The following is a 14,391-nucleotide window of genomic DNA, read 5'->3' as shown; positions in this document are numbered from 1 at the left end:
ACAAATGATATTTATGAAAATCGTTGCTTTAAAAGAAAAAGCCAAGCATGAGTCGCGTACCGCTATAACGCCTGAAGTAGCAGGATTGCTAGTCAAAAAAGGCTATGCGGTTACGGTAGAAAAAGATATAGGGCTTTCTGCCGGTTTTCTTGATGAAGAATATATCGCTCTAGGTGCTAAGATATCTTCAGTGCCGCTCGAAATTATTTCCGATGCCGATATTATATTAAAGGTACAACCTTCATCCGTTACGGATAAATATAGTGAGCTTGAATTTGCAAAAAAAGGAGCAATTGTTATAGGCTTACTATCGCCTTATTTAAATCATGAATATATAAAAGCGGCAGCTAAAAAAAATCTTACGACATTTGCTATGGAGTTTGTGCCAAGAGTTACTAAAGCTCAAAATATGGATGCTTTATCTTCTCAAAGTAACTTAGTTGGTTATAGAGCCGTAATTGAAGCAAGTTATCATTATACAAGAGCTTTTCCAATGATGATGACGGCAGCAGGCACGATCTCGCCATGCAAAACTTTAGTGCTTGGTATCGGCGTTGCGGGACTACAAGCTATTGCAACGGCAAAAAGGCTTGGTAGTATTGTTGCAGGATATGACGTAAGAGCTGCTACCAAAGAGCAGGTAGAAAGCTTAGGAGCTAAGTTTGTTTCGCCGGAACTACAGGAAGATTTACAAGATAAATCAGGTTATGCTAATGAGCGTTCAGAAGATTATAAGGCTAAACAAGAAGAGTTTTTAGCAAAAATCATTAAAGGATATGATATAGTTATTACTACTGCCCAAATTCCAGGAAAAAAAGCACCTCTGCTTGTTACGGAAAAAATGCTGGAATCTATTAGACACGGCTCAGTGATTGTTGATATAGCGACCTCTACAGGAGGAAATGTGGAAGGTTCAGAACCTGATAAGATCGTTACTAAACACGGTGTTATCATAATAGGTTTATCAAATCTTGCTACTAAAATTGCTACCGATAGCTCAAAACTCTACTCTAAGAATTTATATAATTTTCTTAGTTATGCCCTGCAAGACGGTAAATTTAATATGGATGATGAGTTAGTACGTGATATGTTGATTACTAAAGACGGAAAAATTGTGAGTGAGAAATTAAATATATGAATCAATTACCTATAATAGCGAAACAGGCTGCTGAAATTGCCCATAATACCCAAGAATTATCAGATAAATTAAAAGATTTGGTAATAGATACTAGTTGGCAAACAAACCCAAGTACTATAGACCCGCTAGTATTTGCTATAACCATTTTTGTATTAGCTTCTTTTGTCGGATATTATGTAGTGTGGAAAGTAACGCCTGCACTCCATACTCCGCTTATGTCTATTACTAACGCTATTTCAGGGATTATAGTTCTTAGTTCTATGATTGCCGCAAGTAGCTCTGCTTTTGGGTTTTCCGGTTTACTTGGGTATTTTGCAACGCTGCTTGCTTCTATAAATATTTTCGGTGGGTTTATAGTGACAAAAAGAATGCTTGAGATGTTTAAGAAAAAATAAATGAATCTGTTGGCTTGACTGTGTATAAATAATATAATAAGCTACTACTCTTCATCTATCCTACTATATAACTTATGCATACAACATATAGATCAAAAAATTCTCTTATAAACGGCTTTTTGAATTTAATTGCACATTATGGTCTAATATTGTGTTTTCTAATGATTACTTCTTGTACTACAAGATATGAAATTATTCCCCCAAGTACTGCAGAAGGTAGAAAATGTGCTAATGAATGTTTATTAGAAAAAGAAAGATGTATGCAAAGTTGTGATATGTATAATACGCAATGTAATTTACTTAATCAACTAAATGCTCAAAATAACTATTTAATCTCACAACAAGCTGCCAAAAGCAATAAAGATAACAAATATATGCAGCACTTTAGTAGCCATCAAAATAATCTTTGCAATAATTCTAGTTGTAGTTGGCGTTGCATTGAAAACTATCATATCTGTCACAAGAACTGCGGCGGAGAGGTTATAGTGATAAAATAAGGTATTTTAGCCAATTGCAAAGAGTAGAAGTATCTTCTTCAAACTTCTCTTTATAAGAGTTTACAAAAAGGTCTAATGCAGTATTAGCTTAGCTTTCTTTATGATAATAAGAAAAAGTTAAGCTAAAGTTCTAGTTCTTTATATTCAACGGTAACTACTTCGTATGATTTAGATCCTTTCGGTGTTGTAACTTCTACAAAATCACCTACCGATTTTCCAATCAAAGCTTTTGCTATAGGAGAAGCGATTGAAACTCTTTTTCTAGTTATATCGGCTTCATATTCTCCTACAATAATATACGTTACTTCTTCTTCAGTATCGTCGTCAATCAAAGTAACCGTAGCTCCGAATTTTATGTTATCTCCTGATAATTTACCAATATTAATAATCTCCGCTCTTGCCGTCATATCTTCAAGCTCTTTAATACGTCCTTCTATAAATGCTTGTTTCTCACGTGCCGCTTCATATTCCGCATTCTCGGATAAATCGCCGTGTTCTCGTGCTTCGGCTATATCTTCACTAATTTTTTTACGCTCTACATGTTTTAAATGTTTAAGCTCGTGTTCTAATTTTTCAAAACCTTTAGCGGTGATAGGAAATTTTGTATTCATAATTATATTGTATAGATTTAGTAATTTTAGTATACTATTTTCAATAATATAGGTTTCAGCAAGTATATTTGTAATAGTTAAATTTGTCAAATAAGCCTTTTTAATTATTTGGCATTGCCTAAAAACAGTTAATTTTAAATTTAGATGTCATTCCCGCGAAGGCGGGAATCCAGTAAAGCATATAAAAAAACTTGTTTTTTATATGCTTATTTTATCAAATATGTAACTTGCTATATAGTATTAAAGTTATTTATTCTGGATCCCCGCCTACGCGGGGAGACATTATTGCGTGGATCGGTAAAACCTACTGTGTCACCCCGTGGCTTGACAGAGGTGAAATTGATCCACGCAACGATGCCACGTGGGGATGACATCGAACGCGTTTTTCGAGTTATGCAACAACATCAATGCTTTCTTGTAATGATGTAGGTATTATTTTTCATAAACAATAGCAACAAATTAGTAATCCTATGGAAATTAAAGATTTTGACTTTGAGAAAAAGCGTAAAATTTTCCACCTATCGGCTATAATATTTCCGTTGCTTTATTTATTTATTCCAAGAACCGCTATTACGTTATTATTATTTATAATAACGGCTATTACATTATATTTAGATGTATCACGTCATAATAATGCAAAAATTAGCGAATTTGTAACTAGATTTTTTTCAAAAGTTATAAGGCTCGAAGAAAATAACGGTTCTTTTGCTCTAAGCGGCATTAGTTTTATGATGCTCGGTTTTTTCTTAACTGCTCTTCTTTTCCCTAAAAATCTAGTGATTTGTTCGTGGTTGATTTTAATTATTTCAGATTGTTTAGCGGCTCTTGTCGGCGTTAAAATAGGAAATAGCTTAGGTAACGGTAAATCTATAGCAGGTTCTGTTACTTTCTTAGCTTCTGCAATTTTTATAAGTATATTAGTGTATTTCTATTTAGTGTACAATACGAGTTTTATTATTATCATTATAAGCTGCATAGGGGCTACAGCAGCTGAATTTTATTCAAAAGATTTAAGAATTAACGATAATTTATCTATACCGCTTTCTTATTGTTTATCTACAGCTATTCTTTCCTACATATTGTAATATAATGAGAGTTACACCGGAATTTTATGAGTTCTTAAGAAACCGCATTAACATATCTGATGTAGTGCGGCAAAAAGTAGCTTTAACTAGAAAATCCGGTAACTATGTAGGTTTATGTCCTTTCCATCAAGAAAAGACCCCATCTTTTACAGTTAGTGATAGTAAGAGATTTTTCTATTGTTTTGGTTGTAAAGCAGCCGGTGACGTGATAAAATTTACTTCTAATATTAGCGGTTTATCCTATAATGAGTCTGCTATAAAGCTTGCAACCGATTATGGTATAGAGATACCGAAATTAACTGCGAAACAGAAAGAATTTTATGAAGAATCCGATGAAATTCTAAATATTTTAGAACTCGCCAATAAATTTTTCAGGACACAATTAACGCCTGAAATATTAAATTATCTACACGAAAGGGGTATTACCGAAGAAACAGTAAAAGAGTTTTCAATAGGCTTCGCTCCGAAGAATAATAAATTTGAAAAGTTTGTTCACGATAAAAATATAGATATTATAAAGCTTGGTAAAGCAGGGCTAATCGGCAAGCGAGAAAACGGTGAAATATATAATTTATTTTCTAACCGTATTATTATTCCAATTAGAAATATTTACAATAAAATTGTAGGCTTTGGCGGTAGGGTACTAGGGGAGGGGCTGCCTAAATACTTGAATTCACCTGAAACTACAGTATTTCAAAAAAGTGAAACTCTATACGGTGAGCATAAAGCGATAAGCAGTAGCTATAAAAAAAATCACTCGATTCTAGTAGAAGGTTATTTTGACGTTATAGCACTACATCAAGCAGGCTTTAGCGAAGCGGTGGCAAGCCTTGGTACTAGCGTTACTGAAAATCATTTACATAAATTATGGCGTGCCGGTGATGAAATTATATTATGTCTTGACGGAGATAATGCAGGTATAAAAGCTAGCATAAGAACTATTAACTTAGCATTACCGCTTATTAATAGTGAAAAGAAAATTTCTTTTATTAGGTTACCAAGCGGACTTGATCCCGACGATGCAGTAAATAAAAACGGTGCTGATTTTTTTGCAAAGCTTATAGATAAAAGAATAAGCCTATCAGAAATGATTTGGCATATTGAGTATAGTGGCAAGAGTTTTAAAACTGCAGAAGAAAAAGCTAATTTAGAGAAAAATTTAAAAGATTACTGCAGTAAAATATCGGATAGTAATTTAAAAGCAAGTTATTACAGGTTTTTTAAAGATCAAATATGGCAAAATTTAGTCACAAATCAGAAGAAAGCTACAACTAAAAACTCAAATTCGGCTCCTATAATTTCAAGTCACGGCTATTCAGAGCTTGAAATGCTAGAACACGCTTTTTGTGCTTTATTGGTTAAATTTCCTATAATACTTGAAGAAAAAGATATTAGAGATTTCATCTTAAATTTAAATTTTAATAATAAGTCGCTTGAAGAATTCCGTAATTGGTATTTAAACGAGATTATAGATAATAACGTAGAAGCAAGTGAAATTACTGCAATTGTGGAAAAAACTAGCTTTTTTGATATTTTTTTATTATTATCAAAAACGGATAATTTGTTTTTAGATATCTCATTTAATAAAAATAATATCAGACTGGATTTATTATGGCAGTGGCTACATAAGAAATATTATCTAATAAATTTACAACAGGAATACGCTATTACCATAAACAGTACAGACAATCACGACTTTGAAAAGGTTTTATTATATAAAAAAGAAATTCTGAAGATTGCAAATGAACTTCAAGTTTTAAACGAATCTTTTATTAATCACACGATAACTTAATTATTTCAAACTTCTTTTAAAAGAAAAAAGCATATAGGTATTTAATGAGCAATAGCAATATAGACAATGATCTAGATAAAATAGATAGTTTACTTAAAAAAGCTAAATCTAAAAAGATACCGGTCACTTATGATGATATAAACAAAGCTCTTCCTCTTAATAAAAATCCTTCAATAAGACAATTAGAGGAAGCTATATTAAAATTTTCCGATGCAGGAGTAGATATTTTAGAATCTAACGAAGATGATGAAATTAAGCTTGATATCGGAATGGATGAAGAATTTAAGCTATCTACCAATGTTGATAATGACCCTGAGGATGAGGTAGAAGAAGAAAATATAGGTACTACCGATGATCCCGTAAGATTATATCTTAAGGATATGGGGGGAGTCGATCTTTTAACTCGTGAAAACGAAGTAGAAATAGCAAAAAGGATTGAGGAAGGACGTAAAACAATGACTGCTTCCTTATGCAAAAGCCCTATTGCTATGCGTTGTTTTATAGTATGGTATGAAGATTTAGTTAATGAAAAAATGTTACTACGTGATCTGATAGATTTAGAAGCTAACATGTTACATGACGAAACACCCGAAAATGATGAAGAACATAGTAGTGAGACCGAAGGAGAAGAGCATGAGGATAATCACTTATCTATGTCTAGAGTAGAAACGCAGATATTACCTAATATCATAGAGCGTATGAAAAAGATTTCTTTTATCTGCGAAGAGCTACTCATTGAAGCTAAAAAATGTTATGAGAAATCTTTTGAGCCGAAGGTTTTACAAAATAGCAAAAAATATAATAATAATTTGGAATTATTGATAAATGAAGTTTCGGAAATACATTTTAATTCTAAAAGAACAGAAGAAATTTTAGGTAAGATGTATGGAATAAATCGTGATTTAATTAATAAAGAAACAGCCTTTTTAAAACTTGCTGAAAAATACGGAGTAACTCGTCAAAATTTCCTAGATGAATATATAGGATCGGTTATCAATGCAGCATGGAAAGAAAAAATGCTGAAAAATAAAAAAGTTGCTTGGAAAGAGTTAATTACTAAAGAATCGGATTATATAGATCAAATGATTGCCGAATTATCGCTTATAGAATCTAATACCGGGCTTTTAGTTAATGATTTTAAAAAACTAGTGAATACTATACAAAAAAGTGAGAGACAAACGCTACAAGCAAAAAAAGATATGATAGAAGCGAATTTACGTTTAGTTATATCTATCGCTAAAAAATACGCTAATAGGGGATTGCAGTTTTTGGATTTAATTCAAGAAGGTAATATAGGACTTATGAAAGCGGTGGATAAATTTGAATATCGCCGTGGCTATAAATTCTCTACCTATGCTACTTGGTGGATTAGACAAGCTATAACAAGGGCTATTGCAGATCAAGCAAGGACTATACGTATTCCTGTGCATATGATTGAAACAATTAATAAGATACTGCGTACTTCAAGGCAAATGCTTAATGAACTCGGCTATGAACCGACGGCAACGGAAATCGCTAACCGTCTTTCAATGCCGCTTGATAAAGTGCGTAAAGTCATGAAAATAGCTAAAGAACCTATAAGCCTTGAAAATCCCGTAGGTGATGATAGTGACGGCGGCCAATTAGGCGATTTTATCGAAGATAAGAATGCAGTAGCACCGATTGATGCGGCAATTCAGTCAAATTTACGAGAAGTTACCACTAGAGTACTTGCAACTCTTACGCCTCGTGAAGAAAGAGTGCTTAGAATGCGTTTCGGTATAGGTATGAATACTGACCATACATTAGAAGAAGTAGGGCAGCAATTTAAAGTAACTAGGGAACGTATAAGACAAATCGAATCCAAAGCTTTAAGAAAGTTACAACATCCTATTAGATCCAAAAAGCTTAATAGCTTTAGAAGCGGTGGAAAGCGTGGTGACGGTAATCCATCAGATTTACTAGAAGCATGATAATATTTGTGCTGTCATCCCGCGACTTGTTGCATGGATACCAAATCGTCATTGCGAGGAGGCATTGTTGCGTGGATACCGATGTCATTCCCGCGGAAGCGGGAATCCACAGCATAAAGCGAGATAAATCGAGCTTTTAATTTCAAAAATTTGCTGTATACTTCTTTTACCTGAAGAATTGGTAGTATTAGATATTAATTATCCATAAGAACATTGATTATTCGCTCATCTAAATATTCATTTTCCAACTTTTCAAGTTAAAGAAGTATAGATTATCATAATGCTCAGAAGCTTAAGCCTGGAAATGGCGGTAGTGATAGTAAACTTACTAGACAGGAGGAAGCAGAGTTAATAGTTCATCTAGAAAATAATAATTATGTGCATGCTAGAGATATAGGTTTGTTCATAGAACGTCAATATGGAGTAATCTATACATTAGCTGGGGTAATCAAGCTGTTACACAGACTTGGTTTTAGTTATCAGAAACCTAAGTTAATTCCTGGAAAAATAGATTTAGCTAAGCAAGAGGAATTTAAGCTGCAATATAGTTTGCTAAAAAATAATTTAGCTAAAGATGAGTCTATTTATTTTATGGATAGTGTTCATCCTCAATACCAAACTCGAGCAAGATTTGGTTGGATTAGAAAGAATGTAGTTAAAACATTACCAAGTTTCAGTGGTTGGAAGCGTAAACATATTATTGGTGCTATTAATCTTAAGGATTTAGAGGTAGTAACAACTGACAATCCTAAGGTTAATGGTGATTATATTATTGAATTTTTAAAGGAATTAGAAGCAAATAATCAAGATAAAAGTAAGATTTATTTGATATGCGATAATGCTGGATATCATAGGTCAAAAAAGGTAAAAGAATATCTACAATACAGTAAAATAGAGTTACTATTTTTGCCAGCATATAGTCCTAATTTGAATCCAATTGAACGACTGTGGGAATTTATGCATTCTGTTGTAAGTAACAATAAATTTTATGCGAATTTTGAGACATTTACTGATTCTATACGAATATTTTTTGAAAATATTGAAAAATATAAAAATAAAATTTCTTCATTGGTAAATGACAATTTTCAAACCATTGTGCCTAATCATTTTAACAACTCTTCATGTTGAAGAAGTATATACTTCTTTAACTTGAAAAGTTGGAAAATGAATATTTAGATGAGCGAATAATCAATGTTCTTATGGATAATTAATATCTAATACTGCCAATTCTTCAGGTAAAAGAAGTATATTTATACTTTTTTTCTGGATTCCCGCCTACGCGGGAATGACACCGAACGGATTTTTCGGTCCACGCGGGCAATGCCTCATCGCAATGACGGCTTAGGTATCCTTTCCGCAGGAATGACAATAACAATCCCCTTATGTATCGATATAAGATTACCATTGAATATTTAGGCACGGATCTTGCAGGTTGGCAAAGGCAAGCAGGAGTAATGTCGGTACAACAAATACTAGAAGAAGCGATTTATAAATTTTCCGGTGAACAAATAGTATTGTTTGGATCAGGAAGAACAGATGCCGGTGTTCATGCTATAGGTCAAGTAGCACATTTTGATCTTTCAAAACATTTAGAACCTCATAAAATTATTACAGCTATCAACTATTTTGTAAGACCTTATGCAGTAGCGGTATGGCATTGCGAAATAGTCCCAAATAATTTTCATGCAAGATTTTCAGCCACCTCTCGTCATTATATATATAGAATTATTAATAGACCTTATCCATCGGTAATTGATTTAAATAGAGCATGGTGGATTAGTTCACCTTTAGATATTCTAGCTATGCAAAAAGCTGCCGCTTATCTATTAGGCAAACATGATTTTACTTCCTTTAGGGCTAGCTCATGTCAATCAAAATCACCGATTAAAACTTTAACTGAACTTAATATTGTTAGAGAAGACGAAGAAATAAAATTATATCTTTCAGCCCTATCATTTTTGCATCATATGGTGCGTAATATTGTCGGTAGTTTAGTGCTTGTCGGTAAGAATATTTGGCAAACAGAACAAATTAAAGATATTCTAGAAGCCAAAGATAGAAAAGCCGCCGGTCCTACTGCTCCCGCATCCGGACTTTATTTTGTAAAAGCAGAGTATTAATAACTGTGAAAAATATCGCAGAATTATATTGATAAACAATACCGTGTCTAATAATAGCAGATCATACTATGTATCTTTTTATTAAAACTTCATTTAAAAATTAATTATTCTTTACAGAAAATAGAATTTATTTTATAATGCACGCCAAATTTATAGGTTATTTATTATGAAAAATTCTAAACCTTCCATTATAGAACATTCTTCTCATATTAACTCTAGCAATAATATAGTAATTACTAAAGTTTAGAACAATTAATCCTACTCTTAAAGCAAATACGATAGTTAAAAATCTTCCATATTTACAAAATGTAAATGCTGCAATAGAAACAATACTTATACCTTTTTAAATATTTAGATGAAGAAGCTGAGAGAATTATAGAAAAGAAAATCGGCGTAATTGAAATGTTTTTTAATAATTATAAATATGACGAATTTAAAGGGCATGAATTATTAAAAAAGTATAACATACAGCAAAAAGGGAATGTACTATTTTATAACCTCAGTTCAAATGTTAAGAACAGTTATACCTTACAAAATAAATTTACTGTAAAATCTCTTGATCCTATAGAAAATATTTTCCTTAAAGTTCAAGCAATGAGTGAGGCGTTTTATTGTAGTATACTTCTTCAACATGAAGAGTTGTTAAAATGATTAGGCACAATGGTTTGAAAATTGTCATTTACCAATGAAGAAATTTTATTTTTATATTTTTCAATATTTTCAAAAAATATTCGTATAGAATGAGGGTGTCAGAAAGTTTGTGTAAGTTGTAAAAATAGTTAAGAATAAAATTAATTAAAACAACTTACATGAGGCTAATATGAAGAATAAGAGCAAAGTATCAAATCCGACTATAGAAAAAGTAGTATCAGAAATACTATCACAAAGTGATCCATCTGAGATATTTGGCAAAGAAGGGATATTTCAGGAATTTAAAAAGCAGATAGTAAATAAGATTTTAGAGAAAGAAATGGAATCTCATATAGGTTATGAGAAGCATTCTAAGAATGCCAAGGAGTCAGAGAATAGACGTAATGGCAATTATGAAAAGACTTTAATAGATCCTGAAGGTCGTAAATTGACAGTAGAAGTGCCAAGGGATCGGGATGGAGAATTTGAACCTCAACTCATTCCAAAAGGAGTACGAAAATTTGAAGGATTTGATGATAAAGTAATATCCTTATATGCTAGGGGAATGACCATTAGGGAAATACAAGGACACTTAGAAGAACTATATGCTACCAAGGTATCATCTGAGTTAATATCAAAGGTAACTGATGGTATTTTAGAGGAAGTTACTGCCTGGCAGAATAGAGCACTTGATAGTGTATACTTCTTTTACCTGAAGAATTGGTAGTATTAGATATTAATTATCCATAAGAACATTGATTATTCGCTCATCTAAATATTCATTTTCCAACTTTTCAAGTTAAAGAAGTATATATCCTATAATGTACTTAGATTGTATTCATGTTAAAGCAAGAGATACGCATGTAATAATAAATAAAGCAATATATATGGCTATAGGAGTTAATATGGGAGGCAAGAAGGAGCTATTAGGTATTTGGATAGGTAAGAATGAGGGTTCTAAATTTTGGATGCAGGTAGTAACAGAACTGAAGAATCGAGGAGTTGAACAAATATATGTTGCATGTGTTGATGGTCTTAAAGGTTTTCCAGAGGCGATAAATAGCATTTTTCCAAGAACCATAGTACAGTTGTGTATTGTGCATATGGTAAGAAATTCTGTAAAATACGTATCATACAAAGATTTAAAATCGGTAACAGCTGATTTAAAGGCAGTTTATTCTGCAATAAATGAAGCAGAGGGATTGAGAGAATTACAAAACTTTGCCAAAAAATGGGATGAAAAATATCCAGTTATTTTTGATATATGGCAACGAAATTGGTCTGGCATAGCTCCATTTTTTAGCTTTCCAGAAGACATTAGAAAGGCGATTTACACTACTAATGCTATTGAATCCACTAACCGTCAAATTCGTAAAATTATTAAAAATAAGGGAGTATTTCCAGATGATAAATCAATGCAGAAAATAATCTTTTTGGCATTGACAAATGCCTCTAAAAAATGGACAATGCCTATTAAGAATTGGGCAATGGCTTTAAATCAATTTGCAATCCTTTGTGATACTAATTTACAAAATTGGACAAATGGCGAAATCGTACTTACACAAAGAATCTGACAGAACCGTATAGAATCAGTAAATGTCTCAAAATTCGCATAAAATTTATTGTTACTTACAACAGAATGCATAAATTTCCACAGTCGTTCAATTGGATTCAAATTAGGACTATATGCTGGCAAAAATAGTAACTCTATTTTACTGTATTGTAGATATTCTTTTACCTTTTTTGACCTATGATATCCAGCATTATCGCATATCAAATAAATCTTACTTTTATCTTGATTATTTGCTTCTAATTTCTTTAAAAATTCAATAATATAATCACCATTAACCTTAGGATTGTCAGTTGTTACTACCTCTAAATCCTTAAGATTAATAGCACCAATAATATGTTTACGCTTCCAACCACTGAAACTTGGTAATGTTTTAACTACATTCTTTCTAATCCAACCAAATTTTGCTCGAGTTTGGTATTGAGGATGAACACTATCCATAAAATAAATAGACTCATCTTTAGCTAAATTATTTTTTAGCAAACTATATTGCAGCTTAAATTCCTCTTGCTTAGCTAAATCTATTTTTCCAGGCATTAACTTAGGTTTCTGATAACTAAAACCAAGTCTGTGTAACAGCTTGATTACCCCAGCTAATGTATAGATTACTCCATATTGACGTTCTATGAACAAACCTATATCTCTAGCATACACATAATTATTATTTTCTAGATGAACTATTAACTCTGCTTCCTCCTGTCTAGTAAGTTTACTATCACTACCGCCATTTCCAGGCTTAAGCTTCTGAGCATTATGATAATCTATTAAATGTTTTCTTATCCCTTCATCACTCAGTAATAACACTTTCGATATCTCATCAATACTATAGCTATCATCATACATGAGAACAGCTTTGATTCTATCACAAATCCTCTTATCCCTTTCGCTTCTGTGGTAAAGCTTTAATTCTTCTTTTTCTACTGATGTTAATTTTCTATAAATCATTCTTACTTAATAACACTTGCTGACTTCTTTGACAATTTTTCATTTACTAGAGGTATATTCCTACAAAAATCTTATTAATTTTCGTTTAAAAACCTATTTAATTATTAATTAAAATAAGATTGTGAACAGGCTCTTACCAATTAAAGTATAAGCTTGAGAAAGAAAAATCAAATTTTATTTATGTTATTGTGCTTGGTGGAGTAGACGTAATAGTCACCTATTACGCCCCTCGTTAGAACCGCATCGTGCCCTATTAAGGCAACGGGCTCAAGATATCATCATTTACACGGTATGCCCACTTAACATGACATGATATACTTTTACCTTTGGCAAAGGATGGCGTGTAATAAAAAGTCTAAATTGTTCCCAGTTAAATGATTTCTTCTGACTGCGTCTATTTAGCCATTTGAACATTATTTTAACCGCCTTCCATATAAAACCATTTACGGCATTGCAATTGTGCGACACTCCATCATATTGGATATGTCCTCTAAGCTTACTGCAAAAGGTTGTCCATATGATAGGTAGTTTGTATTTGTTTCTAATGCCTTTACACCAATCATTAACTTTCTTTAACTTGGTACTTATTCTTTTTCCACTGCTCTTTAACTTAGGTATTATTCTACCATTCCTAGACTTTTCCAGATAAAAGGTAAATCCTAGAAAATCAAAGGACTCTTGTTTTATGCCTCGAGACAACTGGTGCTTTGAAAATCTGACCAATTTGGTCTTTTCTTCATTAAGTTTAAGTTTGTACTTTTCAAGTCGTTTCCCAAGAACTGCTTTAATCTTCTTTGCATCCTCTTCATATCTACAGCATATTACTGCATCATCACAGTAGCGAAATAATTCTACCGTACCCCTGCAATGTTGGGTCACTACTTTTTTAATCCATTCATCTAGTACATAATGAGCAAATATATTAGCAAGTATGGGGCTTACAATACTTCCCGCAATTACCCCTTCTTCCAGGATAGTTAAAACTCTCCATCAGATAAAACTCCCGCCTTAAACATACGGATTAAATACCTAATTAGCCTCTCATCCTGAACCTTCTCCCGTAATATTTCGATCAATATCTTCCTATCCAATGTATCAAAAAAGTTCGCTAAGTCTACGTCTATTATGCTCTCAACCTCATTTTCAAAAAGATGTTTAGAAAGCTCCCTTACTGCATCATGACATCCAATCCCTGCCCTGAAACCGTAGGAACACTTAAGAAATAATGGCTCATAGATATTTTCAAGTACCTTCTTCATCATCTTTTGGCAAAGCTTATCTTCAAAATTGCTAATTCCTAAAGTCCTATACTTACCTGGGCTTCCTTCCTTTGGTATCTTTACCTCTAGTATATTCCCTGGTTTATATACCATGTTCTTTAGTTTCTTAACCAATTCTCTGATATTTTCTGTAAGGTTTAAGCTATAGTTCGATTTGTCCATACCATCTGTTCCTACCGCTTTATTTACATCAAGCTCTTGGTAACATTTGGTAAGTGCTTCTTCATTAAATAAATGCATGAGATTGTTAAATCTCTTGCCTTTATCCTGTGAGGATAGCCATGCTATTCTTTTTAGTTTCGTTTCTGTATTCATTTGATATTCTGTTGTTATCATAACATTTCCCTAAAAAGATCAATTTTACCTAGAGGATCCT

Annotated in this window: 15 protein-coding genes; 10 read left to right on the top strand and 5 right to left on the bottom strand. The window is 32.5% G+C overall.

Annotated elements, in window-relative coordinates; all coding sequences use genetic code 11:
* The first annotated feature begins 13 nt into the window (after positions 1-13).
* From AC5584_RS07315 to AC5584_RS07305, 3 genes are all read left to right on the top strand, one after another.
* Positions 14-1,138, top strand: a complete 1,125-nt coding sequence (locus AC5584_RS07315) for an NAD(P) transhydrogenase subunit alpha (protein WP_499216335.1) — start codon at positions 14-16, stop codon at positions 1,136-1,138.
* Positions 1,135-1,533 (top strand): NAD(P) transhydrogenase subunit alpha part 2, encoded by a 399-nt coding sequence (locus AC5584_RS07310; protein WP_410526993.1) that lies wholly within the window; start codon positions 1,135-1,137, stop codon positions 1,531-1,533. The genes AC5584_RS07315 and AC5584_RS07310 overlap by 4 nt, the downstream gene beginning before the upstream one ends.
* A gap of 74 nt (positions 1,534-1,607) precedes the next feature.
* The gene (locus AC5584_RS07305) at positions 1,608-2,030 is read left to right on the top strand and encodes an Aq_678 family protein (protein ID WP_410526992.1); all 423 of its coding nucleotides are present in this window, start codon (positions 1,608-1,610) and stop codon (positions 2,028-2,030) included.
* 122 nt (positions 2,031-2,152) lie between these two features.
* Here the strand turns inward: AC5584_RS07305 and greA are convergent, their stop codons facing one another.
* Together greA and AC5584_RS07295 are read right to left on the bottom strand one after the other, a co-directional pair.
* Positions 2,153-2,641 (bottom strand): transcription elongation factor GreA, encoded by a 489-nt coding sequence (gene greA, locus AC5584_RS07300; RefSeq protein WP_499216334.1) that lies wholly within the window; start codon positions 2,639-2,641, stop codon positions 2,153-2,155.
* A 230-nt stretch (positions 2,642-2,871) separates the two neighbouring features.
* Positions 2,872-3,015 (bottom strand): hypothetical protein, encoded by a 144-nt coding sequence (locus AC5584_RS07295; protein WP_499216333.1) that lies wholly within the window; start codon positions 3,013-3,015, stop codon positions 2,872-2,874.
* A gap of 96 nt (positions 3,016-3,111) precedes the next feature.
* Here AC5584_RS07295 and AC5584_RS07290 point away from each other — a divergent pair, with 96 nt between their 5' ends.
* The 7 genes from AC5584_RS07290 (at position 3,112) to AC5584_RS07260 (ending at position 11,794) form a co-directional block, all read left to right on the top strand.
* A complete protein-coding gene (locus tag AC5584_RS07290; RefSeq protein WP_499216332.1) occupies positions 3,112-3,726 on the top strand; it encodes a diacylglycerol/polyprenol kinase family protein in 615 nt (204 codons plus the stop codon).
* A gap of 4 nt (positions 3,727-3,730) precedes the next feature.
* Positions 3,731-5,518, top strand: coding sequence for a DNA primase (gene dnaG, locus AC5584_RS07285; protein ID WP_499216331.1), 1,788 nt, complete (start codon positions 3,731-3,733; stop codon positions 5,516-5,518).
* A gap of 44 nt (positions 5,519-5,562) precedes the next feature.
* Positions 5,563-7,470, top strand: coding sequence for an RNA polymerase sigma factor RpoD (gene rpoD / locus AC5584_RS07280; RefSeq protein ID WP_499216330.1), 1,908 nt, complete (start codon positions 5,563-5,565; stop codon positions 7,468-7,470).
* A gap of 267 nt (positions 7,471-7,737) precedes the next feature.
* Positions 7,738-8,598 carry an IS630 family transposase gene (locus AC5584_RS07275; protein WP_499216994.1) on the top strand — a complete coding sequence of 287 codons (861 nt, stop codon included), beginning with the start codon at positions 7,738-7,740 and terminating at the stop codon, positions 8,596-8,598.
* Between the two features lie 254 nt (positions 8,599-8,852).
* On the top strand, positions 8,853-9,590 hold the full coding sequence (truA, locus tag AC5584_RS07270) for a tRNA pseudouridine(38-40) synthase TruA (protein WP_499216329.1): 738 nt from the start codon (positions 8,853-8,855) through the stop codon (positions 9,588-9,590).
* Positions 9,591-10,410: 820 nt separating this feature from the next.
* Positions 10,411-10,947, top strand: a complete 537-nt coding sequence (locus tag AC5584_RS07265) for a transposase (protein ID WP_499215983.1) — start codon at positions 10,411-10,413, stop codon at positions 10,945-10,947.
* 94 nt (positions 10,948-11,041) lie between these two features.
* Positions 11,042-11,794: an IS256 family transposase gene (locus AC5584_RS07260; RefSeq protein ID WP_499216314.1), complete on the top strand. Its 753-nt coding sequence runs from the start codon at positions 11,042-11,044 to the stop codon at positions 11,792-11,794.
* Here the strand turns inward: AC5584_RS07260 and AC5584_RS07255 are convergent.
* The 3 genes from AC5584_RS07255 to AC5584_RS07245 all read right to left on the bottom strand — a co-directional run bounded on the left by AC5584_RS07255 (position 11,719) and on the right by AC5584_RS07245 (position 14,351).
* On the bottom strand, positions 11,719-12,735 hold the full coding sequence (locus tag AC5584_RS07255; protein WP_499216328.1) for an IS630 family transposase: 1,017 nt from the start codon (positions 12,733-12,735) through the stop codon (positions 11,719-11,721). The genes AC5584_RS07260 and AC5584_RS07255 overlap by 76 nt on opposite strands.
* 282 nt (positions 12,736-13,017) lie before the next feature.
* Positions 13,018-13,692 carry a reverse transcriptase domain-containing protein gene (locus AC5584_RS07250; protein WP_499217038.1) on the bottom strand — a complete coding sequence of 225 codons (675 nt, stop codon included), beginning with the start codon at positions 13,690-13,692 and terminating at the stop codon, positions 13,018-13,020.
* Between the two features lie 20 nt (positions 13,693-13,712).
* Complete coding sequence (locus AC5584_RS07245) at positions 13,713-14,351, bottom strand: reverse transcriptase domain-containing protein (protein WP_499216327.1); 639 nt, start codon at positions 14,349-14,351, stop codon at positions 13,713-13,715.
* Positions 14,352-14,391 lie beyond the last annotated feature (40 nt).

It is taken from the genome of Rickettsia endosymbiont of Villa modesta (assembly GCF_964026485.1).
GTDB classification, from domain to species: domain Bacteria; phylum Pseudomonadota; class Alphaproteobacteria; order Rickettsiales; family Rickettsiaceae; genus Rickettsia; species Rickettsia asembonensis.
Note: the sequence above shows the minus strand (reverse complement) of the source record. Positions and strands in the feature narration are given on the sequence as shown.

Excerpts from the sequence above, each read along its gene's own strand:
- AC5584_RS07315 (WP_499216335.1), top strand. The coding sequence starts at position 14 with ATGAAAATCGTTGCTTTAAAAGAAAAAGCCAAGCATGAGTCGCGTACC.
- AC5584_RS07310 (WP_410526993.1), top strand. The coding sequence starts at position 1,135 with ATGAATCAATTACCTATAATAGCGAAACAGGCTGCTGAAATTGCCCAT.
- AC5584_RS07305 (WP_410526992.1), top strand. The coding sequence starts at position 1,608 with ATGCATACAACATATAGATCAAAAAATTCTCTTATAAACGGCTTTTTG.
- greA (WP_499216334.1), bottom strand. The coding sequence starts at position 2,641 with ATGAATACAAAATTTCCTATCACCGCTAAAGGTTTTGAAAAATTAGAA.
- AC5584_RS07295 (WP_499216333.1), bottom strand. The coding sequence starts at position 3,015 with ATGTCATCCCCACGTGGCATCGTTGCGTGGATCAATTTCACCTCTGTC.
- AC5584_RS07290 (WP_499216332.1), top strand. The coding sequence starts at position 3,112 with ATGGAAATTAAAGATTTTGACTTTGAGAAAAAGCGTAAAATTTTCCAC.
- dnaG (WP_499216331.1), top strand. The coding sequence starts at position 3,731 with ATGAGAGTTACACCGGAATTTTATGAGTTCTTAAGAAACCGCATTAAC.
- rpoD (WP_499216330.1), top strand. The coding sequence starts at position 5,563 with ATGAGCAATAGCAATATAGACAATGATCTAGATAAAATAGATAGTTTA.
- truA (WP_499216329.1), top strand. The coding sequence starts at position 8,853 with ATGTATCGATATAAGATTACCATTGAATATTTAGGCACGGATCTTGCA.
- AC5584_RS07265 (WP_499215983.1), top strand. The coding sequence starts at position 10,411 with ATGAAGAATAAGAGCAAAGTATCAAATCCGACTATAGAAAAAGTAGTA.
- AC5584_RS07260 (WP_499216314.1), top strand. The coding sequence starts at position 11,042 with ATGTACTTAGATTGTATTCATGTTAAAGCAAGAGATACGCATGTAATA.
- AC5584_RS07255 (WP_499216328.1), bottom strand. The coding sequence starts at position 12,735 with ATGATTTATAGAAAATTAACATCAGTAGAAAAAGAAGAATTAAAGCTT.
- AC5584_RS07245 (WP_499216327.1), bottom strand. The coding sequence starts at position 14,351 with ATGATAACAACAGAATATCAAATGAATACAGAAACGAAACTAAAAAGA.